Source organism: Gandjariella thermophila, from assembly GCF_005405885.1.
Lineage (GTDB): Bacteria > Actinomycetota > Actinomycetes > Mycobacteriales > Pseudonocardiaceae > Gandjariella > Gandjariella thermophila.
Genome location: NZ_BJFL01000001.1, coordinates 194,765 through 215,833, shown reverse-complemented (window position 1 = coordinate 215,833; position 21,069 = coordinate 194,765). Strand labels below are relative to the sequence as shown.

General features: G+C 73.2%; 19 protein-coding genes and 2 pseudogenes. 14 read left to right on the top strand and 7 right to left on the bottom strand.

What is annotated here, in order from left to right; all coding sequences use genetic code 11:
• Positions 1 to 20 precede the first annotated feature (20 nt).
• Complete coding sequence (prcA, locus tag FFT21_RS01045; protein ID WP_137811789.1) at positions 21 to 827, top strand: proteasome subunit alpha; 807 nt, start codon at positions 21 to 23, stop codon at positions 825 to 827.
• A 215-nt stretch (positions 828 to 1,042) separates the two neighbouring features.
• On the top strand, positions 1,043 to 2,401 hold the full coding sequence (pafA, locus tag FFT21_RS01040) for a Pup--protein ligase (RefSeq protein ID WP_137811788.1): 1,359 nt from the start codon (positions 1,043 to 1,045) through the stop codon (positions 2,399 to 2,401).
• A gap of 45 nt (positions 2,402 to 2,446) precedes the next feature.
• Here pafA and FFT21_RS01035 read toward each other — a convergent pair whose 3' ends face one another.
• A complete protein-coding gene (locus FFT21_RS01035; RefSeq protein WP_225978005.1) occupies positions 2,447 to 3,292 on the bottom strand; it encodes a UbiA family prenyltransferase in 846 nt (281 codons plus the stop codon).
• 166 nt (positions 3,293 to 3,458) lie between these two features.
• Here FFT21_RS01035 and FFT21_RS01030 point away from each other — a divergent pair, with 166 nt between their 5' ends.
• The 5 genes from FFT21_RS01030 to FFT21_RS01010 all read left to right on the top strand — a co-directional run bounded on the left by FFT21_RS01030 (position 3,459) and on the right by FFT21_RS01010 (position 7,922).
• Positions 3,459 to 4,493 (top strand): helix-turn-helix transcriptional regulator, encoded by a 1,035-nt coding sequence (locus tag FFT21_RS01030; protein ID WP_137811786.1) that lies wholly within the window; start codon positions 3,459 to 3,461, stop codon positions 4,491 to 4,493.
• A 204-nt stretch (positions 4,494 to 4,697) separates the two neighbouring features.
• Positions 4,698 to 5,669, top strand: coding sequence for a helix-turn-helix transcriptional regulator (locus tag FFT21_RS01025; protein ID WP_137811785.1), 972 nt, complete (start codon positions 4,698 to 4,700; stop codon positions 5,667 to 5,669).
• 19 nt (positions 5,670 to 5,688) lie between these two features.
• On the top strand, positions 5,689 to 5,958 hold the full coding sequence (locus FFT21_RS01020) for a bacteriophage holin (RefSeq protein WP_137811784.1): 270 nt from the start codon (positions 5,689 to 5,691) through the stop codon (positions 5,956 to 5,958).
• Positions 5,959 to 6,144: 186 nt separating this feature from the next.
• Positions 6,145 to 7,023 (top strand): twin-arginine translocase subunit TatC, encoded by an 879-nt coding sequence (gene tatC / locus FFT21_RS01015; RefSeq protein ID WP_137811783.1) that lies wholly within the window; start codon positions 6,145 to 6,147, stop codon positions 7,021 to 7,023.
• The gene (locus FFT21_RS01010) at positions 7,020 to 7,922 is read left to right on the top strand and encodes a diacylglycerol/lipid kinase family protein (protein WP_137811782.1); all 903 of its coding nucleotides are present in this window, start codon (positions 7,020 to 7,022) and stop codon (positions 7,920 to 7,922) included. Before tatC ends, FFT21_RS01010 begins: the two co-directional genes overlap by 4 nt.
• Here FFT21_RS01010 and FFT21_RS29050 read toward each other — a convergent pair.
• The gene (locus FFT21_RS29050; RefSeq protein ID WP_192909349.1) at positions 7,919 to 8,191 is read right to left on the bottom strand and encodes a hypothetical protein; all 273 of its coding nucleotides are present in this window, start codon (positions 8,189 to 8,191) and stop codon (positions 7,919 to 7,921) included. The two genes, FFT21_RS01010 and FFT21_RS29050, sit on opposite strands and share 4 nt — an antisense overlap.
• On the opposite strand from FFT21_RS29050, the gene FFT21_RS01005 reads away from it, so the two are divergent.
• Positions 8,106 to 10,871 (top strand): DEAD/DEAH box helicase, encoded by a 2,766-nt coding sequence (locus FFT21_RS01005; protein WP_137811781.1) that lies wholly within the window; start codon positions 8,106 to 8,108, stop codon positions 10,869 to 10,871. The two genes, FFT21_RS29050 and FFT21_RS01005, sit on opposite strands and share 86 nt — an antisense overlap.
• 157 nt (positions 10,872 to 11,028) lie before the next feature.
• Positions 11,029 to 11,688, top strand: coding sequence for a DUF4333 domain-containing protein (locus FFT21_RS01000; protein ID WP_137811780.1), 660 nt, complete (start codon positions 11,029 to 11,031; stop codon positions 11,686 to 11,688).
• A gap of 52 nt (positions 11,689 to 11,740) precedes the next feature.
• Here FFT21_RS01000 and FFT21_RS00995 read toward each other — a convergent pair whose 3' ends face one another.
• Positions 11,741 to 12,697, bottom strand: coding sequence for a 5'-3' exonuclease (locus FFT21_RS00995; protein ID WP_137811779.1), 957 nt, complete (start codon positions 12,695 to 12,697; stop codon positions 11,741 to 11,743).
• Positions 12,698 to 12,797: 100 nt separating this feature from the next.
• On the opposite strand from FFT21_RS00995, the gene FFT21_RS00990 reads away from it, so the two are divergent.
• Both FFT21_RS00990 and FFT21_RS00985 read left to right on the top strand, forming a co-directional pair.
• On the top strand, positions 12,798 to 13,931 hold the full coding sequence (locus FFT21_RS00990) for a M24 family metallopeptidase (protein WP_137811778.1): 1,134 nt from the start codon (positions 12,798 to 12,800) through the stop codon (positions 13,929 to 13,931).
• Positions 13,932 to 13,965: 34 nt separating this feature from the next.
• Positions 13,966 to 14,415 (top strand): Lrp/AsnC family transcriptional regulator, encoded by a 450-nt coding sequence (locus tag FFT21_RS00985; RefSeq protein WP_192909325.1) that lies wholly within the window; start codon positions 13,966 to 13,968, stop codon positions 14,413 to 14,415.
• A gap of 29 nt (positions 14,416 to 14,444) precedes the next feature.
• Here FFT21_RS00985 and FFT21_RS00980 read toward each other — a convergent pair.
• From FFT21_RS00980 to FFT21_RS00965, 4 genes and pseudogenes are all read right to left on the bottom strand, one after another.
• A pseudogene (locus FFT21_RS00980) lies at positions 14,445 to 14,675 on the bottom strand (helix-turn-helix domain-containing protein); the annotation flags it as partial.
• A 141-nt stretch (positions 14,676 to 14,816) separates the two neighbouring features.
• A pseudogene (locus FFT21_RS00975) lies at positions 14,817 to 15,232 on the bottom strand (ArsR/SmtB family transcription factor); the annotation flags it as partial.
• 97 nt (positions 15,233 to 15,329) lie between these two features.
• The gene (locus FFT21_RS00970) at positions 15,330 to 16,385 is read right to left on the bottom strand and encodes a GDSL-type esterase/lipase family protein (protein WP_137811777.1); all 1,056 of its coding nucleotides are present in this window, start codon (positions 16,383 to 16,385) and stop codon (positions 15,330 to 15,332) included.
• 87 nt (positions 16,386 to 16,472) lie between these two features.
• Positions 16,473 to 17,891, bottom strand: a complete 1,419-nt coding sequence (locus FFT21_RS00965; RefSeq protein ID WP_192909324.1) for a KamA family radical SAM protein — start codon at positions 17,889 to 17,891, stop codon at positions 16,473 to 16,475.
• A 79-nt stretch (positions 17,892 to 17,970) separates the two neighbouring features.
• Here FFT21_RS00965 and kdd point away from each other — a divergent pair, with 79 nt between their 5' ends.
• From kdd to FFT21_RS00950, 3 genes are read left to right on the top strand one after another with little or no spacing between them, the layout of a single operon-like run.
• Entirely contained in the window at positions 17,971 to 19,014 is a 1,044-nt protein-coding gene (gene kdd, locus FFT21_RS00960) for an L-erythro-3,5-diaminohexanoate dehydrogenase (protein WP_137811776.1), read from the top strand.
• 5 nt (positions 19,015 to 19,019) lie between these two features.
• A complete protein-coding gene (locus FFT21_RS00955) occupies positions 19,020 to 20,633 on the top strand; it encodes an amidohydrolase (RefSeq protein WP_137811964.1) in 1,614 nt (537 codons plus the stop codon).
• Positions 20,630 to 21,064, top strand: a complete 435-nt coding sequence (locus tag FFT21_RS00950) for a TIR domain-containing protein (protein WP_137811775.1) — start codon at positions 20,630 to 20,632, stop codon at positions 21,062 to 21,064. The genes FFT21_RS00955 and FFT21_RS00950 overlap by 4 nt, the downstream gene beginning before the upstream one ends.
• The last annotated feature ends 5 nt before the right edge of the window (positions 21,065 to 21,069 follow it).

The window sequence follows — 21,069 nt, the reverse complement described above, 5'->3', positions numbered from 1 at the left end:
ACCTTCTCAGGAGCCCAGCCTTGACCATGCCGCTGTATGCGTCCGCCGAGCAGGTGATGCGCGACCGCTCGGAGTACGCGAGAAAGGGCATCGCCCGCGGTCGCAGCGTTGTCGTGCTGGCGTACGCGGGGGGCGTGCTGTTCGTGGCCGAGAACCCGTCGACCTCGCTGCACAAGGTCTCCGAGATCTACGACCGCATCGCCTTCGCCGCCGTCGGCCGCTACAGCGAGTTCGAGACGCTGCGGCGCGCCGGGATCCGGTTCGCCGACCTGCGCGGCTATTCCTTCGACCGGCGCGACGTCACCGGCCGCACCCTGGTCAATACCTACGCGCAGACTTTGGGCACGATCTTCACGGAGCAGCTTAAGCCGTTCGAGGTGGAGATCTGCGTGGCGGAGGTCGGCGACGCGCCCGGCCAGGACCAGATGTACCGGCTCACCTTCGACGGCTCCATCTTCGACGAGCCTCACTACGTGGTGATGGGCGGGCAGGTGGACTCCATCGCCACCGCGCTGAAGGACAGCTACCGCGAGGGCATGGAGTTGGCCGACGCGATCGGCGTCGCGGTGCACACGCTGAGCAGCGCCCCCGCGTCCGCAGGAGCGGGCAACGGCGGCGCGCGCACGCTGGGGGTCGACAACCTCGAGGTGGCGGTGCTGGAGCGGCACCGCCCACACCGGGCCTTCCGGCGGATCTCCGGGGCGGCGCTGCGGGCACTGCTGCCCTCGGACGGCTCCGGCGCCGCGGGCAAACCACCGGCCTCGGGCGGCGAGTCCTCCGGCGACGACGGCGAATCGGGGAACGGCAGCGGCTCCGGGGAGAGTTGAGGTTCCCGACGCCCGGTCGCGGGTGCCTGTTGCCGTTGTCACAGCGAGTGGTGGCCGGGCGCTCCGCCGTGGTCGGCGCCGGGACGTGTGCCGCCGGTGTGTCGGTTCGCCCGGCCCTCGCAACGCGGGCCGGATGTCACGAGACGTTAACGCCGGACCGGTGAACCCCCGAACGGGTCACCAGCGAAACTCGCCGCACGGCCTACTGTGGAGGAATGCAGCGGCGGATCTTCGGCATCGAGACCGAGTTCGGGGTGACATGCACCTTCCACGGGCAGCGTCGCCTGTCGCCCGATGAGGTGGCGCGGTACCTGTTTCGCCGTGTCGTCTCCTGGGGGCGGTCGTCCAACGTGTTCCTGCGCAACGGCTCGAGGCTGTACCTGGACGTCGGTTCGCACCCGGAGTACGCCACCGCGGAGTGCGACGACCTGACCCAACTGGTGACGCACGACAAGGCCGGCGAGCGCATCCTCGAGGACCTGCTCGTCGACGCCGAGCGTCGGCTGGCCGACGAGGGCATCGGCGGCGACATCTTCCTGTTCAAGAACAACACCGACTCGGCGGGCAACTCCTACGGCTGCCACGAGAACTACCTCGTCGCGCGGGCGGGGGAGTTCGCCCGCATCGCCGACGTGCTCCTGCCGTTCCTGGTGACCCGGCAACTCATCTGCGGCGCCGGCAAGGTGCTGCAGACCCCGCGCGGTGCCGTCTACTGCCTGTCCCAGCGCGCCGAGCACATCTGGGAGGGCGTGTCCAGCGCGACCACCCGGTCGCGGCCGATTATCAACACCCGGGACGAGCCGCACGCCGATGCCGAGCGGTACCGCCGGCTGCACGTCATCGTCGGCGACTCGAACATGTCCGAGGTGACCACGCTGCTCAAGGTGGGCAGCGCCAACCTGGTCCTGGAGATGATCGAGCAGGGCGTGCAGTTCCGCGACTTCAGCCTGGACAACCCGATCCGGGCGATCCGGGAGATCAGCCACGACCTGACCGGGCGGCGGCCGGTGCGGCTGGCCGGTGGCCGGGAGGCCTCCGCCCTGGACATCCAGCGCGAGTACTACGCGCGCGCCGTCGAGCACGTCGCGCGCCGCTCGCCGGACCCGCTCACCCAGCGAGTGGTCGAGTTGTGGGGCCGCACGCTGGAGGCCATCGAGCAGGAGGACCTGTCCAAGATCGACCGCGAGATCGACTGGGCGATCAAGTACCGGCTGGTCGAGCGGTACCGGGCCAAGGCCGGCCTGGAGCTGTCCAGCCCGCGCATCGCCCAGCTCGACCTCTCCTACCACGACATCCGACGCGGTCGGGGCGTCTTCGACCTGCTGCAGCGCAAGGGCATGGTGGAGCGGGTCACCGACGACGGCGAGATCGAGGCGGCCAAGGACACCCCGCCGCAGACCACCCGGGCCAAGCTGCGCGGCGACTTCATCGCCGCCGCCCAGGCCGCCGGGCGGGACTTCACCGTCGACTGGGTCCACCTCAAGCTGAACGACCAGGCGCAGCGCACGGTGCTGTGCAAGGACCCGTTCCGCGCGGTGGACGAGCGGGTGGAACGCCTCATCGCCTCGCTGTAGCCCGGGCCGCGCGGCAGCCGATCTCGGTAGCTCGACCCGGCCGAGCTACCGCCGCACCAGGGTGGGGCCGGCGGCGAGCAGCAGCAGCACGTCGACCCCGGCCGCGACCATGACCGCGCGGAACGCCGCCCGGGACCCCGGACCGCGACCGAGCACCTGCCCCACCGCCAGCGCCGCCACCGCCACCGGCAGGGCGGCCACCGCGAACGGCGTCGGGCCGCCGCCGGGTCCGAGCGCCAGCACCAGCGAGGCCGCGAGCAGCAGCCCGGACGCGGCGACCCGGCTGCCCGCCGGCCCCAGCCGGTGCGGCAGCCCGCGCACCCCGGCGGCCAGGTCGTCGCCGAGGTCGGGCAGCACGTTGGCGAAGTGGGCCGCACAGCCGAGCAGCGCGCCGCCGACCACCAGCCACCACGGCGGCGCCGGATGCCCGGGCAACCCGAGCACCACGAACGCCGGTAGCGCCCCGAACGCGACCGCGTACGGCAGCGCGGATGCCGCCGTGGCCTTCACACCCACGTCGTAGGCCAGTGCGGCCGCCACACCGACCAGATGCACCAGGCCGGCCGTCACCCCGGAGAGCAGCGATAGCGGCACGCAGGCGAGCCCGGCCAGCACCGCGGCATCCCGCACCACCCGGCGGGGCACCGTGCCCGCGGCCACCGGCTTGTCCGCCCGCCCCACCGCGATGTCCCGCTCGGCATCCAGGAAGTCGTTGAGCCAACCCACCGCGAGCTGCCCGGACAGCACCGCGGCGGAGACGGCGGCCACCCCGGCGGCGGGCCGACCGGTGGCCACCGCCAGTGCCGTGGCGACCAGCGTCACCGCGATCCCGGGTTCCGGGTGCCACGCCCGGGCCAGGCCCGCGACGGGGGCGAACCGCGACGGGGACACGCCGGGAAGTGTGCCAGCCCGACTGTCACCCCGGGCCGGCGCGCCGTGCCCGGCGGGCGAGCGAAAGGGACCATTCACCCCGGCAGCGCCACCGAATGTGCCGTTCGCTCCGTGTCATCCCGGGTTTCCCGAACGGGCGACGGGGCTGCGGAGTTAGGGTGCCCGCGTGTCCACCGCACGCGCCGAGCGCCTCGTCAACCTGGTGCTGTGCCTGCTGTCCACGCGCCAGTACCTGACCGCGGAGCGCATCCGGTCGATCGTGCCCGGCTACGCCGACGCGCCCAGCGATGACGCGTTCTTCCGGATGTTCGAGCGGGATAAGGCCGAACTGCGTGATCTGGGCATCCCGCTGGAAACCGGGCGGAACTCGGTGTTCGACCCGGTCGAGGGCTACCGGATCGCGCGCCGCGACTACGAGCTCGGCGAGATCGACCTGGAACCGGACGAGGCCGCCGCGGTCGCCCTCGCGGTGCGGCTGTGGGAGTCACCCGAACTGACCGGGGCGGCGCACGGTGCGCTGCTGAAGCTGCGCGCCGCCGGTGTGGACGTCGACCAGACCGCCCCGGCGGCCGTGGAGCCCAAGGTGCGCACCCCGGAGCCGGCGTTCGGCCCGCTGCTGGCCGCGGTGCAGCGTGGCCGGGTGGTGACCTTCGACTACCGCCGGCCCAGCCCGGCCGAGTTGCGCACCCGCACCGTGGAGCCGTGGGGCGTGGTGTCCTGGCAGGGCCGCTGGTACCTGGTCGGCCATGACCGGGACCGGCGCGGCACGCGGTGCTTCCGGCTGTCCCGGATCGTCGGCGAGGTCCGCGCCGCCAGCCAGGACGGGGCCGTGCAGCGGCCCAGGGACGTCGACCTGCTGGAGATCGTCACCCGCACCGGCGACGAGCCACCGCCGCCGGCCAGGGCACGGCTGTGGGTCGCGGACGGCCGCGCCCAGGGCCTGCGGCGGCGGGCCCGGGTGGTCAGCCGGCAGGCGATGGCCGGCGAGCCGGGGGACGTCGTGGAGATCGAACTGCGCTACCCGGACTCGGCGGCCAGCTGGATCGCCGGGTTCGGTCCGGACGTGCTGGTCCTGGAACCGGACGTGCTCGCCAAGATGGTGCGCGAGCGGCTGCTGGGCGCGGTCACCGCCGCCGAACGGCTCGGCCGGCCGGCACCCGCCGACGGCCCGGCGGACGATCGGGGCGGGGAGGCTCCCTGATGCGTGCGTCAAGCCGCGTGAGCCAACTCGACCACGGGGGCGCCCTGTTTCCGCAGGCGCCCGCGTCATGCGGCCAGCCCGTGCGGGACGTGACCCGGGCGCATCTGGTGCGGCCTGGCGACGCGATCGTGGTCGCGCGCGAACTCGCGGAAAGGGAGGCTCGGTGATCGTGGTCGCGCAGACTCGCGGACAGGGAGAGCGGCGATGAGCCGGCCCACGGACCGGTTGCCCCGGCTGCTGGCGCTGGTGCCGTACCTGCTGGCCCGCCCGGGCATCCCGATCGAGGAGGCGGCGGCCGACTTCGGTGTCAGCCCCGCGCAGCTGCGCAAGGACCTGGAACTGCTGTGGATGTGCGGCCTGCCGGGGTACGGGCCGGGCGACCTGATCGACCTTTCCTTCGAGGGCGACACGGTCACCGTCACCTTTGACGCCGGCATGCGCCGCCCGCTGCGGCTGACCGCCGCCGAGGCGACCGCCCTGCTGGTCGCGCTGCGCGCACTGGCGGACACCCCGGGCGTGACCGACACCGCCGCGGTGCAGCGGGCGCTGGCCAAGGTGGAGGCCGCCGTCGGGCAGGCTCAGCCCGCCGGCGTCGTGGTCGGCCTGTCCGTGCGGGACAGCGAGGCCACCGCGCGGGTCCGGGAGGCCGCACGGGACGCGCTGGCCCACGGCCGGGCGCTGCACATCCGCTACTACACCGCCTCCCGGGACGAGATCACCGACCGCACCGTCGACCCGATGCGGCTGCTGCTGGTCGAGGGCCGCAGCTACCTCGAGGCGTGGTGCCGCAGCGCCGAGGGTGTGCGGCTGTTCCGCCTGGACCGGGTGGACGACGTGCGGGTGCTCGACGAGCCCGCCGCGCCACCGCCGGGGGCGGAGCCCACCGACGTCTCCGAGGGCCTGTTCCGACCCGCGCCCGGCCAGCGGACCGCCCAACTGGTGCTCGCCCCGGACGTGCGGTGGGTCGCCGAGTACTACCCGGTCGAGGAGGCCACCGAGCTACCCGGCGGCCGGCTGCGGATCCGCATGCGCTACGCGGACAGCTCCTGGATGGTGCGGCTGCTGCTCGGCCTGGGCGGTGAGGTGGTCGTCGAGGAACCCGCCGAGCTGGCGGAGCAGGTGCACGCCCAGGCGGTGGAGGCGCTGCGCCGGGCGGATCATCTGGCCGCCCGGTGATCGGGTTACCGTGTCCGGCGTGCCGTACCTGCCGAGCCTGCTGCTGGCCGTTCTCGCGGTGGTCGTGTCGGGCCTGCTCGCCCTCCGGGTGTCCCGGGCGGCGCGGCGGTTCGCCGCGGCCAGGAAGCGGTTCCGCGGCCACCTCGATCACGGAGTGGGGTTGCTGCGGGCCCGCCGTGCCGCGCTGCGAGTGGCCGTCCGCGAGCGGTGGCCCGGCGGTGCCCACCGTGCCCTCCTCCCGCGTACCATCACGGAGCAGGACAGGGCGGAGGAGCGTCGTGGCCAGTAGCGCCGCAACCGGGCTGCCGGTTCCCGTCGTCCATTCCCCGGTGGGCGGGCTCGCCCACCAGGCCGAGCACTGAGAAGGGCGGTTCGCGCGGTGGCGGAAGAACAGTTCCGCGGCGAGGCGAACGGCCGTCGGGGCCGCCGTCGCCGCTGGCGCCGTTGGGACCGCCGGAACAATCCCGACGGCACCATGACGCTCATCGAGCACATCTACGAGCTGCGCCACCGGCTGGCCATGGCACTCGTCGCGCTCGGCGTCGGTGCGCTGCTCGGCTTCCTGTGGTTCGGCAGGGGCGTCGGTCCGATCCCGTCGCTCGGCGACATCGTCACCGGCCCGTACTGCCGGCTGCCGGCCAGTGTCAGGCTGGATACCGGGCACGGCTGCCGGTTGCTGCAGACCCAGCCGTTCGAGGCGTTCCTGACCCAGCTCAAGGTGGGCGCCGCGGTGGGAGCGGTGTTCACCAGTCCGGCATGGCTGTACCAGATCTGGGCGTTCATCACCCCCGGCCTGTACGCGAGGGAGCGCAAGTACGCGCTGTCCTTCGTCAGCTGCGCGGTGGTGCTGTTCGCCGCCGGCGCGGTGCTTGCGTTCTTCGTGGTGCCGGAGGGCCTGCGGGTGCTGGTCAGCTTCGGCGGCAACCAGTTCATCACCGCGCTGGCCGCGGACAAGTACATCTCCTTCGTGCTGGCCATGCTGATCATCTTCGGGGTGAGCTTCGAGCTGCCCCTGCTGGTGGTCATGCTCAACCTGGCCGGCGTGCTGTCCTACGACAAGCTGCGCCGGTGGCGCCGGGGCCTGATCTTCGGGCTGTTCGTGTTCGCCGCCATCGCCACTCCCGGCCAGGACCCGATCTCCATGCTGGCCCTGGCCGGCGCGTTGACCCTGCTGTTCGAGATCGCTGTCCAGATCACCCGGCTGCACGACCGCAGGGTGGCTCGGCGGCGGGTCGAGGAGGGCTGGGACGGCATCAGCGACGACGAGGCCTCCCCCCTTGATCTGCGTCCGGAACCGGTCGCGCCCGGTTCGCCGGACGAGCCGTCCCAGGTCCGTTACGACGACGCCACGTGACCACGTCCTGCGCACGCGCCGCGCTGCTGGTGTGCCCGGCCTCGGGGCTCGGCCGGGCCGCTCGTATGGCCGGCACCGCCGCCGAGGCGTTGCGTGGCGCGGTCGGCAAGCTCGATCCGCTGGTGGCGGACAGTGCGAAGGGCACCGCGGAACTGGCCGCGGCCGCGGTGCGGGACGGCGTGGACGTGCTGGTCGTGCTCGGCGGTGACGGCGGCGTGCACCACGCCCTGCAGGCGTGCGCGGGCAGCGACACCGCCCTCGCCGTGGTGCCCGCCGGCACCGGCAACGACTTCGCCGCCGCGCTCGGCCTGCCCGCCGACCCGATGGCCGCCCTGTCCAGCGTGGTCGGCGCGCTGCGCGACGGCCGGCGCCGCCGCGTGGACCTCGGCAGGATCTCCCGGGCGACCTGGTTCGGCACGGTGCTGTGCGCGGGCTTCGACTCGGCGGTCAACGAGCGGGCGAACGCGATGTCCTGGCCGCGCGGGCCGCGCCGCTACGACATCGCGATCGTGCGCGAGCTTGCCCGGCTGCGGCCGCAGCCGCTGGTGCTCGGCACCGACGAGGGGAAGGCAGAGCTGGAGGCCACCCTGGTCGCGGTGGGCAACACGACCAGCTACGGCGGGGGCATCCCAATCTGCCCGGACGCCGAGACCGCCGACGGGTACCTGGACGTGACCGTGGTGCGGGAGATGAGCCGCCGGGAGCTGGTGCGCATGCTGCCCACGCTGCGCACCGGCCGGCATGTGGAGCACCCCGCGGTGACCACGCTGCGCGCCCGGCGGGTGCTGCTGGGCGGCGACAACGACTGGATCGCCTACGCCGACGGGGAGCGGCAGACGGTGCTGCCGATCACCGTGGAGTGCGTGCCCGCCGCGTTGACCGTGGTCACCCCCGCCTAGTTCGAGCGCGCCACTCGCCGCGGCCCGCCGCCATCCTCCTTCCCGAAATTTTCTATAGTTTCAGTGTAAATTGAAAATTCCTCGACCCACGACCCACCTGGCACCACCGGGAAAGAAACCAGGGCCACGAAGATCACGCCGGTCTCCGCCACACGATCGCCGGTGATGTGAAAACCTGGACGCGTGGCTGCCAGCCCTTCGCGGTCCCCTGCCGAGGCGTACGCCGCTGCGCGCAGGCGCGCCTCGTGGCCGAAACTGGCCGGGTTCACCTCGATGCTCTCCTTCGAACTCGACCCGTTCCAGCGCACCGCGTGCGAGGCGGTGGAGGATGGTCACGGGGTGCTGGTGTGCGCGCCGACCGGGGCCGGCAAGACGGTGGTCGGGGAGTTCGCCGTGCACCTGGCCCTCGCCGAGGGGCAGAAGTGCTTCTACACGACGCCGATCAAGGCGCTGTCCAACCAGAAGTACGCGGATCTCGTCGCCCGCTACGACGAGGACACCGTCGGCCTGCTGACCGGGGACACCTCGGTGAACGGGGACGCACCCGTCGTGGTGATGACCACCGAGGTGCTGCGCAACATGCTGTACGCCGGATCGTCCACTCTGGACGGTCTCGGCTACGTGGTGATGGACGAGATCCACTACCTGGCCGACCGGTTCCGCGGGGCGGTGTGGGAGGAGGTGATCCTCCACCTGCCCGACGACGTCCGGTTGATCGGGCTGTCCGCGACGGTCAGCAACGCCGAGGAGTTCGGCGACTGGCTGGTCGAGGTGCGCGGGGACACCACGGTCGTCGTAGACGAGCACCGGCCAGTGCCGCTGTGGCAACACATGATGGTCGACCGCCGGCTGATGGACCTGTTCGCCGGTGAGGCGAAGGACGGGCAACTCCGCATCAACCCGCAGCTTCTGCGCCGCACCGAGGAGCTGAGCCGGCACCACGTGCCGTTCGGCCGGGCCCGCACCGGAGGCCGCAGGTCACCGGGCGTGCCGCGCGGCGTGCGGTTCCGGCCGCCGTCGCGGCCCGACGTGGTGGAGCGGCTGGACCGGTCCGGGCTGCTGCCCGGCATCGTGTTCGTGTTCAGCCGGGCAGGCTGTGACGCCGCGGTTGACCAGTGCATGCGGGCCGGGCTGCGGCTGAACGGCCCTGCGGAGATCGACGAGGCGCGGCGGATCATCGACCTGCGCACCGCCGACCTGCCCGAGGCGGACCTCGCCGTGCTCGGTTACTGGGAGTGGCGGGACGCCCTGGAGCGGGGCGTGGCCAGCCACCACGCCGGCCTGCTGCCGGCGTTCAAGGAGACCGTGGAGGAGTTGTTCGTGCGCGGCCTGGTGAAGGTGGTGTTCGCCACCGAGACCCTGGCCCTGGGCATCAACATGCCGGCCCGCACGGTGGTACTGGAGCGCCTGGTCAAGTTCAACGGCGAGGCCCACGTCGACCTGACGCCGGGGGAGTACACGCAGCTCACCGGGCGCGCCGGCCGGCGGGGCATCGATGTCGAGGGGCACGCGGTGGTGCTCTGGCAGCCGGGCGTCGACCCGAAGCAGGTCGCCGGCCTGGCGTCCACCCGCACCTACCCGCTGCGCTCCTCGTTCCGGCCCGGCTACAACATGGCCGTCAACCTCGTGCAGCGGCTCGGCGCGGCGGACGCCAGGGAACTGCTGGAACAGTCCTTCGCCCAGTTCCAGGCCGACCGCTCGGTGGTCGGCCTGGCCCGGCGGATCGAACGCAACCGGGAGGCCCTCGCCGGCTACGCCGAGTCGATGACCTGCCACCTCGGGAACTTCGCCGAGTACGCGGCCCTGCGCCGCAGGATCAACGACCGGGAGAAGGCGCTGGCCAGGCAGAACACCGCCGCGCGGCGGGCGCGGGCGGCGGCCTCTCTGGAGCGGCTGCGCCGCGGCGACGTGATCGCCGTGCCCGCCGGCCGCCGGTCCGGGCTGGCCGTGGTGCTCGACCCCGGGCTGGACTCGCTGGGGGAGCCCCGGCCGTTCGTGCTCACCGAGGACCGCTGGGCCGGGTCGCTGTCGGTGACCGACTTTCCCACGCCGGTGGAGACGCTGGGCCGGATGCGGCTGCCCAAGCACGTCGACCACCGCTCGCCCCGGGTGCGCCGTGACCTGGCGTCCAGCCTGCGCAACACCGGCATCAGCGCCCCGCCGCGCGGCCGGCGCCGGTCCGCCCCGGAGGAGGACACCGAACTGGCGTCGCTGCGCCGTGCGCTCCGTGCCCACCCCTGCCACGGCTGCTCCGACCGCGAGGTGCACGCCCGCTGGGCGGAGCGGTACTACCGGCTGGAGGCGGAGAACGAGCAGCTGGAGCGGCGGGTCGCGGGCACGACGCACTCGCTGGCCCGCGCCTTCGACCGGATCCGCTGGCTGCTGCGGGAACGCGGCTACCTGGAGGCGGACGCGGCGGGGGAGGAGCGGGTCACCGCGCACGGCCGCCGGCTGGCGCGGCTGTACAGCGAGTCCGACCTGCTGGCCGCGGAGTGCCTGCGCCGCGACGTGTGGCGCGGCCTCGGGCCGGCCGAGCTGGCCGCGGTGGTGTCCGCGCTGGTGTACGAGTCACGGCGGGACACGCCGGGGGACACCCGCATCCCGTCCGGCCCGATCAGCGAGGCGCTGATGACCATGGCCCAACTGTGGGCGGAGCTGGAGGACGACGAGCGGCGGCACCGCCTGGACCGCACCCGCGAGCCGGACCCCGGGTTCGCCTGGCCGGTGTATCGCTGGGCGCGGGGCGAGTCGCTGGAGCAGGTGCTCACCGCCGCTGAGGCGGCCGGCCAGGAGCTGTCCGCCGGCGACTTCGTCCGCTGGTGCCGCCAGGTGATCGACCTGCTCGACCAGTTGCACGACGTGGTCGGCGGCGCCGACCCGGTGGGGGAGACGGCACGGCGGGCCGCCCGGTCGCTGCGCCGCGGCGTGGTGGCGATGGGCACCGCATGACCGCCGAACCGCACATCGGCGCCGGAACACGTTCTGGCAAAGAGTTCCCGGCGGATTGGGTTTCCTGCGGCCGCCTGTGGTTTGATCGCGCCGGATGGTTGATGCGTGCGGGTGTCCACCGCGCGGAGTGGATCTCGACCGGCCCCGGAGGAAGACGATGACCAGCCCGTACGGAGGGAACGACCCGCAGCAGTGGGGTCAGCAGCCCTACGGCTCCGGGTATCCCGGTACTCCGTCCGGCGGTTTCCCGGCGCAGGATGGCACGGGGCAGCCCGGTTACGGGCAACCCGGCTACCCGCAGCCCGGCCAACCCGGCTACGGGCAGGGCTACGGCCAGCCGGACCCGTCCCAGGGTTACGGCGGCTATCCCGGCCAGCAGGTCCCATACGGGTATGGCCAGCAGCCGGGCTACCCGCCGGCCGGCCAGCCGTACCCCGGCTACGGCCAGCAGCCGGGTTATCCGGGGACGCCGCCGCAGGCCGACCGGAAGCGCTCGCCGCTGCCGTGGATCCTGCTGGGCGTGCTCGTCGTCGTGCTCGCGGTGGTCGGCGTGCTCGGCTTCGTGACCCCGGGTTTCTTCCTCAAGCGGGTGTTCGACAACGTGGCCGTGCAGGATGGTGTCAAGCGCATCCTGACCAGCGGGACGAACGGCTACGGGATCACCGGTGTCGGCGCGGTGACCTGCCCGTCCGACCAGGAGGTGAAGCAGGGCGCCACGTTCACCTGCACCGTGGAGGTCAACGGCAAGCCGCAGAAGGTCACCATCACGGTGAAAACCGACGCCGGCGAGTACGAGGTCGGCCGGCCACAGGGCTGATCCGCCGCCGTCACGTTCGCTCGGTCCCGCCGCGGTGGTGCTGCGGCGGCCGCTACGCCTGGGCCGGCCGCTCGGCGCTCGCCAGCGCGGCGAGCAGCCGGTCCACCGGCCCGCCGAGGGCCCACCGGTCGCGTAGCCCGGCGACCCGCTCCGGGTCGGTGGGCACGGCCGGCACCGCGTCGGCGCGGTCCACGCTGACCGGCGCGTCGGTGACCACGCGGACCACGGCCGGCGCCGCCGCCAGGTAGTCCGCTGCCGCGGTCAGCCGGGCACGAACCCGGGCGGGCAGCCGAGTGTCCTCCGGGTTGGTGGCCGCGGCGAGCAGCGCGGTCAGCGACCCGAACTCGGTGATCAGTTTCGCCGCGGTCTTCTCGCCGATGCCGGGCACGCCCGGCAGGCCGTCGGACGGGTCACCGCGCAGCACGGCCATGTCGGCGTAGGCGGGGCCGGCGCCCTCCGGCGGCAGCGCGTAGCGGGCGGCGACCTCGGCCGGCCCGACCACCTCGGCCTTGGCCCAGCCCCGCCCCACGTACACCACCCGTACCGGGGTGGGTTCGTCCCGGACCACCTGGAATAGGTCGCGGTCGCCGGTGACCACCTCCACTGGGTCGGTGCTCTCGCGGGCGACCAGCGCGCCGATCACGTCGTCGGCCTCGTAGCCCGGTGCCTCGGCGGTGGCCAGGCCGACCGCGTCCAGCAGGTCCAGGATGACCGGGAGCTGCGGGGTGAGCGTGTCGGGCACCTCCTCGGCGCCCTCGACCTCGTCGGCCACCCGGTGCGCCTTGTAGGAGGGCAGCGCGGCCACCCGGAAGGCCGGCCGCCAGTCGGCGTCCAGGCAGGCGACCAGCCGGCCGGGGCGTCGCTCGGTGAGCACCCGGGCCAACGTGTCGGCGAACCCGCGTACCGCGTTGACCGGCACGCCGTCCCGGGAGGTGAGCGATTCGGGCACGGCGTAGAAGGCGCGGAACCACAGGCTGGCCGCGTCGAGCAGGACGAGAGGCGCACGCACCGGCTCAGCCTGTCAGGAGGGCGCCCCGGGCGGCGAGCCGGGGCCGGCTCGGTGGGCCGGGCGGCGCGGCCGGCGCGGGCCGCCGACTAGGCTCGGCGGCATGTCGACGACCACCGCATGGGACGTGCCTGCCCTCCGTGCCCGGCTGGCGCGGGCCGCCTCCGCCGCCACGGCGGCCGAGGTGGACGCGTTGCTGGTCACGCCTGGCTCGGACCTGCGCTACCTGCTGGGCGTGCCCGGCGAGTCGTTCGAGCGGTTGACCTGCCTGGTGCTGCCCGCCGAAGGCACGCCGGTGCTGGTGGTACCCAAGCTGGAGCAGCCCGGCTACGCCGCCGTGCCCACCGCCGACCTCGGCGTGGAGGTGGCCGCGTGGGTCGACGGGGAGGACCCGTATCGGCTGGTCACCAACCTGCTGGGGAACGCACGCAGGCGGGTCGCGGTGGCGGACGTGATGCCCGCGTTGCACGCGCTGCGGCTGCGGGACGCGCGGCCGGAGGTGGAGCAGGTGCTCGCCGGGCCGGTGCTGCGCGAGCTGCGCATGCTCAAGGACGCCACCGAGATCGACGCGCTGGCCAGGGCGGGCGCGGCCATCGACCGCGTGCACGCGCGGATGGGGGAGTGGCTGCGGGTCGGCCGCACCGAGGCCGAGGTCGGCGCGGACATCGCGGCGGCCATCGTGGCGGAGGGCCACACCGAGGCGGCGTTCGTGATCGTCGGCTCGGGCCCGAACGGGGCGAGCCCGCACCACGCGCTGGGCGACCGGGTGATCGAGCCCGGCGACGTGGTGGTGGTGGACATCGGCGGCCCGGTCGCGGAGGGCTACAACTCCGACTGCACCCGCACCTACGTGCTGGGTCAGCCGGCGCAGCCGGACGTGGCCGACACATACGCGGTGCTGCAGGAGGCGCAGCGCGCCGCGGTGGAAGCGGTTCGCCCCGGGGTGACCGCGGGGGAGGTGGACGCGGCTGCCCGGGATCGGATCACCGCGGCCGGCTTCGGCGATTACTTCATCCACCGCACCGGGCACGGCATCGGCTTGGACGTGCACGAGGAGCCCTACATCGGCGGCGGCAGCGACCTCGAGCTGCGGCCGGGTATGGCGTTCAGCGTGGAGCCGGGGATCTACCTGCCGGGCCGGTGGGGGGCACGGATCGAGGACATCGTGGTGGTCACCGAGGACGGGGTGCGGCGGCTGAACAACCGCCCGCACGAGCTGGCGGTACTGCCGGCGTGAGACGCCGGACCTGGGGCGGGAACAAGGTGGCAGGGTGAGCGATCTGGAACCGATCGACCGCGCGATCGTGCGGGAGTTGGCCGGGGACGGCCGCCTGAGCTTCACCGATCTGGCCGAGCGGGTGGGGCTGAGCGTCTCCGCGGTGCACCAGCGGGTGCGGCGGCTGGAGCAGCGCGGCGTGGTCCGCGGGTACGCGGCACGCCTGGACGGCGACCAGATCGGGCTGCCGCTCACCGCGTTCATCTCGCTGACGCCGATCGACCCGGCCGCTCCGGACGACTACCCCCGGCGGTTGGAGCACATCCCGCAGATCGAGGCGTGTTACTCGGTGGCCGGCGACGAGTCGTACATCCTGCGGGTCCGGGTGGCGTCTCCGGCCGCGCTGGAGGAACTGTTGCGCCAGGTGCGCGAGGCGGCGAACGTGTCCACCCGGACCACGGTGGTGCTGTCCACGCCGTTCGAGGATCGCCCGCCCGCCGTGTGACGCCGCGCGGACGGCTGCGGGGCCGTTGAGCTTGCGCGGAAGGTCCGGCGGTAGGCGAGCGGTGCCACGCCCAGGGTGGCCCGCAGGTGCTGGCGCAGGGACGCGGCACTGCCCAGCCCGGCGCTCCGGGCGACCTGGTCGACCGGCAGGTCGGTGGTTTCCAGCAGGTGCCTGGCGTGGGTGAGCCGCTGCTGGATCAGCCAGGCGCCGGGGGTGAGCCCGGTCTCCGCTCGGACCCGCCGGCTGAAGGTCCGCACGCTCGCGAAGACTTCTTTATATTTTCGATTATTTCAGTTTAGACTGAAAACAAGCAAACCAAAGGCCAACTCGCCAACGCACAAGCAGCACACATACGCCACGAGAGGAGGCTCCGCTCAGGCAGGCGGGACGCGCGGCGTGATGGCGTCCAGGTCGACGCCGAGGCCGGCGAGGGCGTGGCCGCCGGCGTCGGTGAGTGCGAGGCCACCGCTGGTGTCGAACAGGCCGGTGGCGATCATGCCGTCACGGATGGCCACGCCGAGTGCTCCGGCGAGGTGGTCGTAGCAGGTTCGGGCGTAGGCGAGCCGGCGGGCGCGGATGGATGCGCGCAGCTGCGGGGCGTGCTCTTCTTCGCGTGCGCGGCGAGCCGCTCCACCAGTTCGGCGACGGTGTGGTCGGCGATGCGGGCGTAGTGGTGGCGTCCCTGCCGGACGAGTTCGACCAATCCGGCGTCGCGGAGTCGGGCGACGTGCTCGCTGGCGGTCGACGGTGCGATGCCGGCGGTGCGGGCGAGTTCGCCGACGGTCCAGGCGCGGCCGTCGATGAGGGCGAGGCACATCGTGGCGCGGCTCGGTTCGGCGACTACCGCGGCGACGTCGGCGAGTGGACGGTCTCCACGCGGTCGAGAGTAGGCGGCGGCCGTGTCGGTGGCGGGCTCAGGAGGCTGGGCTGACCAGGTGCAGGGTGCCGTCGGCACCGGGGAGGCAGGCTCCGACGGTGTCCCTGGCGGCGAGGAACTCGCTGAGGCAGTGGCCGATCTGGGCGTGGCCGCGGTCGTTGGGGTGGAAGGATTCCTGGGTGGAGTGGCCGTAGTTCTGGTTGTCCTGGAACAGCAACCAGTCGATGGTCAGCCGGGTGAACCATTCGGCGGCGAAGTTGTTGCCGCCGGAGCAGGCTTCGTGCCCGATGCCGGCGCGGGAGAGGTCCAGGAAGCGGGCGCCGGCCTGCTCGGCTGCCTGCCGCAGGCCGGCGTTGAGTTGCACGACGGCGGTGTTGCGCATCCAGACCAGGTCGGGGGTGCGGAACGGGCAGCCGGCCAGGCTCTGCAGTCCCGGGTACACGTCGGGCCCGACGGGGGTTGCGTAGCCCTGCAGGACCAGGGAGTAGCTGCCGTCCGGGTAGCCGGCCTTGTCCATGGTGGTGCGCACGTCGCGGAGGGCATGGACGACCTTGGGGATCATCCGGCTGACGCGCTGCGGCCAGTCGGCGACCAGTTGGGTGCTGCAGTCGGGGGCGTTGCTGTGCAGGGACGCCTGGAGGCACTGGTTCAGGGTGTCGGCGAAGCGCGGATCGTCGTTGGCGCCCACGGCCACCACCACGGCGCTGACGTGGTACTGCTTGGCGACGGCGGCGAGTTGGCGGGACTGGGATCCCTCGGTGTTGTGCAGCCTGCTGCCGAGGGCGACGTCCTCCGCGGTGGCCCCGGAGCAGGCGAGGTTGATGGTTCTGGTGATGCCGGGCAGCGCGGTCTCGTGGATCTCGGCCACCATGGACCGGTGGCACCAGTCCCCGTTCTCCCCGCGGGTGCCGGGTTCGTAGTTGCCGGCGCCCTCGCCGGACATCGTGCTGTCACCGAGCGCGACGATCACTCGCGGTGCCTCCGGTGCCGGTCCCGGTTGCGGCGGAAAGGGGTGGTCCGTCGTGACCAGGAACAGGATGAGCAGAGGCAGTGCCGCGAGGAGGATCAGGGTTCGTGGTCGGGGTGCCCGCATCGAGATCGAGTGTATGGCCGGTCCCGGGGCGTGGCTGGATGTCGGCCGGCCGGTGTGGTCCGGCCGACCCGAAGGTGGGGCGGGAGGTCAGCCGCGCCGCTCGGCCCACCAGCGTTGGCCGGATGCCGGGAGGGTGGCGATGGGGTCGTAGTAGGGGTAGCGGCGGGTGAGCGCGTCCGGGTCGTCCAGTTCGATGCCGGTGCGGTAGTTCTTGGTCCAGTAGGAGATTCCGCGTTCCTGGTCGTACTCGGCGACCTGGTGCACCCAGCGCTTGCCGACGTAGGGGACGTCGCAGACGATGCGCGGGGTGGCGTAGCCGGGCAGGTAGCCCATGATCGCGTGCTGCAGGTCCTGGGCTTCCCAGACGGCGACCCGCCAGTGCTCGGCGTTGGGGATCATGTCGCAGAGGTAGAAGTAGTAGGGCAGGATGTTCGCCTCGCCCTGCAGGGCGAAGCACAGGTCGAGCAGGTCGGTCGGGGTGGCGTTGACGCCGCGCAGCAGCACGCCCTGGTTGCGCACGTCGCGGACGCCGACCTCGAGTGCGGTGCGGGCGGCCTCGGCGACCAGCGGGGTGACTGAGCGGGCGTGGTTGATGTGGGTGTGGATGGCCAGGTTGACGCCGCGGCGTGCGGCGGTGCGGGCGACGCGTTCCAGGCCCTCGACGACGCGGGGTTGCAGCCAGTGCTGGGGGAGGCCGGCGAGCGCCTTGGTGGCCAGCCGCACGTCCCGCACGGTGTCGATGTCCAGTAGCCGCATGAGGAACGACTCGAGTTGGTGCCAGGGCACGTTGGCGACGTCGCCGCCGGAGACGACGACGTCCCGCACGGTGGGGGTACGCCGCAGGTAGTCGATCATTCGGTCCTGGCGGTCGACGGGTTTGAGGCCGAGCCGGAGCTTGTCGACCTGCGGGGTGGAGTTGCCGACCAGGTCCATGCGGGTGCAGTGGCCGCAGTACTGCGGGCAGGTGGACAGCAGTTCGGCGAGGACCTTGGTGGGGTAGCGGTGGGTGAGGCCCTCGACCACCCACATCTCCGCCTCGTGCAGCGAGTCCCGGGTGGCGTGCGGGTGGCTGGGCCATTCGGGATCGCGGTCGGAACGCACCGGGATCATGTAGCGGCGGACCGGGTTGGCGTAGAAGGCGTCGGTGAACGCCGCCGGGGGGACGCTGTCCTCCGCTGCCATGGTGTTCAGCATCTGGGGGGTGACCAGCATGGACATTGTGGCCAGGTGTTGCTGGTCGGCGTTGAGGTCGGCGTAGAACCGGTCGGTGAGCAGGTCGCCGAGCACGGCGCGGAGCTGGCCGGCGTTCTTCACGCAGTGCGCGCGCTGCCACTGGGCGTCGCGCCACTGGGCCTCGGTGACGTCGCGCCAGCCGGGAAGCCGGCGCCAGTCCGGTTCGACAAGCTCCCGCCGGCGGTAGGCGTACGGCTGGGGGGCCTGGTGGTCGGTGGTGTGGCGGCCGGATCCGGTGGGCTTGCTGGGGGCGGATTCGCCGATCACGGTCATCCCTACTCCTCGCCCTCGCGTTGGCGCAAAGATATGCTGTCAGAGCCATAGTATGACGTAAATATTCCGGAGGTTGGGTGTGACGTCGCGGTCGGAGTGTTCCCCGTACGGCCTCCACCGGGTGCTGGAGCCGCGCGGCGTGCTGCCCCAGCAGGCCGCGCGCCTGGACGCCACGCCCGTCTGCGGCCCGGACGAGGTGCTGGTGGACGTGGAGCGGCTCAACCTGGACGCCGCGTCGTTCCGCCAGCTCCGGCAGCAGCACCCGGGCGGCCCCGCCGTGCGTGACGCGGTGCTGGAGATCGTCCGGCGGCGCGGCAAGATGCAGAATCCGGTCACCGGGTCCGGCGGCATGCTGCTCGGCACCGTCCGCGAGGTCGGCCCGAAGTCGCCGCTCGGCCTGTGCCCCGGCGACCGGATCGCCACCCTGGTCTCCCTCACCCTGACCCCACTGGCCATCACCGACGGCTTGGCCGGCTGGGACGGCGCGAGCGAGCAGGTGCCGTGCCAGGGCACCGCGGTGCTGTTCGGCCGGTCGATCGCCGCGGTGCTTCCCGACGACCTGCCGGAACCGCTGGCGCTGTCCGCGCTCGACGTGTGCGGAGCGCCCGCGCTCACCCACCGCGTGGTGCGCCGCCACGCCCCGACACCGGCGGTGTGCGTGCTGGGTGGCGGGGGCAAGTCGGGGTCGCTGTCGCTGGCCGCCGCCCGCCGCGCCGGGGCCGGCCGGCTGGTCGCCCTGGTGCCCAGCCGCGCGGAGGCGGACGCGGTGCGCGTGGCCGGCCTGACCGACGAGGTGGTGGTCGCCGACGCCCGGGACCCGGTGGCGGTTGCGGAGGCCGTCGGCGACCCGGTGGACGTCACCGTGGTCTGCGTGGACGTGCCCGGCTGCGAGCACGGCGCGGTGCTGGCCACCGCGGACGGCGGCACGGTGGTCTTCTTCTCGATGGCCACCTCGTTCTCCGCCGCCGCGCTGGGTGCCGAGGGACTGGCCGCGGACGTGGACATGCTGATCGGCAACGGCTACGTGCCGGGGCATGCGGAGTTCGCGCTGGACCTGCTGCGCGCCGAGCCGGGGGTTCGTGCGCTGTTCGAGGCCAGGCACGGGCAGACTCCGCAACCGTGACGGACATGCCCACCACCACGCTGCTTGTGAACGGCCGGATCCACTCGCCGGCCGCCGCGGACGCGACGGCCATGGCGGTGACCGGCGACGTGGTGACCTGGATCGGCCAGGACACCCCGGCGCGCGCGCTGTACGGCGACGCGGACACCGTGATCGACCTGGACGGCGCCTTCGTCGCCCCAGCCTTCGTCGACGCACACGTGCACGCCACCGCCGCCGGGTTGCTGCTGGACGGTCTCGACCTCACCGGTTGCCGCTCGCTGACCGACTGCCTGGATGCCGTAGCCGGGTACGCGGCCCGCTACCCGGCGACGGTGCTGTGGGGGCACGGCTGGGACGAGACATGGTGGCCGGAGGGCCGGCCGCCGACGCTGGCGGAACTGGACGCCGCCGCGGGCGACGTACCCGTCTATCTTTCCCGCATCGACGTGCACTCGGCGCTGGCGTCCTCGGCGTTGCGGCAACGGACGCCGGGCCTTGCCGGTGCGGAAGGGTGGTCCGCCGAGGGGCCGCTCACCCGGGACGCCCACCACCGGGTGCGCGCGTCAGCGCGGGCGGCCGTCAGCCCGTCCCAGCGGCGCGCCGCCCAGCTCGCGTTCCTGCGGCACGCCGCCGCCGCCGGCGTGGCCTGCGTGCACGAATGCGGCGGCCCGGAGATCGCCGGCACCGACGACCTCGCCGACCTGCTCGCCCTGTCCACCGCCGGCGACCACCCCGAGGTGATCGCGTACTGGGGTGAGCTGGGCGGCGTCGACACCGCCCGCGAACTCGGCGCGCACGGCGTGGGCGGTGACCTGTTCGTTGACGGGGCGCTGGGCTCGCGCACCGCGGCGCTGCGCGAGCCATACGCCGACGACCCCGGTAACCACGGCGCGCTCTACCTGGACGCGGACACGATCGCCGAGCATCTCGTCGCCTGCACCCGGGCCCGGGTGCAGGCCGGTTTCCACGCGATCGGCGACGCCGCGCTGGCGGCCGTGCTGGACGGCCTGCGCCGGGCGGAGCGGCAGGTCGGCGGGTCCGCGCTGGCGTCCTGCCGGCACCGCGTCGAGCACGCCGAGATGGTGGACGCCGAGATGGTCGCCGAGCTGGGCCGGTTCGGCGTGGTGGCCTCGGTGCAGCCGCTGTTCGACGCGGCGTGGGGCGGCCGGGACGGCATGTACGCGCGGCGGTTGGGCGCCCAGCGCGGCGCGTCGCTGAACCCGTTCGCCGCGCTTGCCGCGGCAGGGGTGCCGCTGGCTTTCGGGTCGGACGCGCCGGTGACCCCGGTGGATCCGTGGGCCGCGGTCCGGGCCGCGGTGCACCACCGCACCGACGGTTTCGGCGTGTCGCCGCGGGCGGCGTTCACCGCGCACACCCGGGGCGGTTGGCGGGCCGGCGGGGTGGACGACGGGCTGACCGGCACGCTCGTCCCCGGCGCACCGGCCACCTACGCGGTGTGGGATGCGGCCGAACTGGTCACGGCGGCCCCGGACAGCAGGGCGCAGCGATGGTCCACCGATCCCCGCTCCCGGGTGCCTGGGCTGCCCCCGGTGGACCCGGGGATGGAACTGCCACGTTGCCGGCGCACCGTGCTGCGCGGCCGGGTGATCTTCGACGTCGCGGAGGAGTCGGCGTGAAGGTCTTCATCTCCTGGCCCGGCGCCGAGGCGCGGACCTTCGCGCTGTTCCTGCGAACCTGGCTGCGCCAGGTGGTCCAGGCGGTGAAGCCGTTCATGCCGGACGAGGACATCGCCAAGGGCACCCGCAACATGGTGGAGCTGGGACGGGAGCTGGAGCAGACCGAGTTCGGCATCGTCGTGCTCACCCGGCAGAACCTCGCGGCGGACCGCCTCGCCGACCGGCCGGCGCACGCAGTGCCCCGGCGGGGTTCGTTCGCCCCGGTGCCGCCGGCCGGGGTGGAGCACCCGCAGCCGCGGGTCCGTTGGCAGGACGAGCTGCGCGCGCTGGACGGTGAACGGACCGAGGGCCGCATTTCCGCCGATGACTATCGGCGGCGCCGGCACGACATCCTGTCCCGGGCGACTCGGGAAACGGACGACGAAAGGTAGATGCG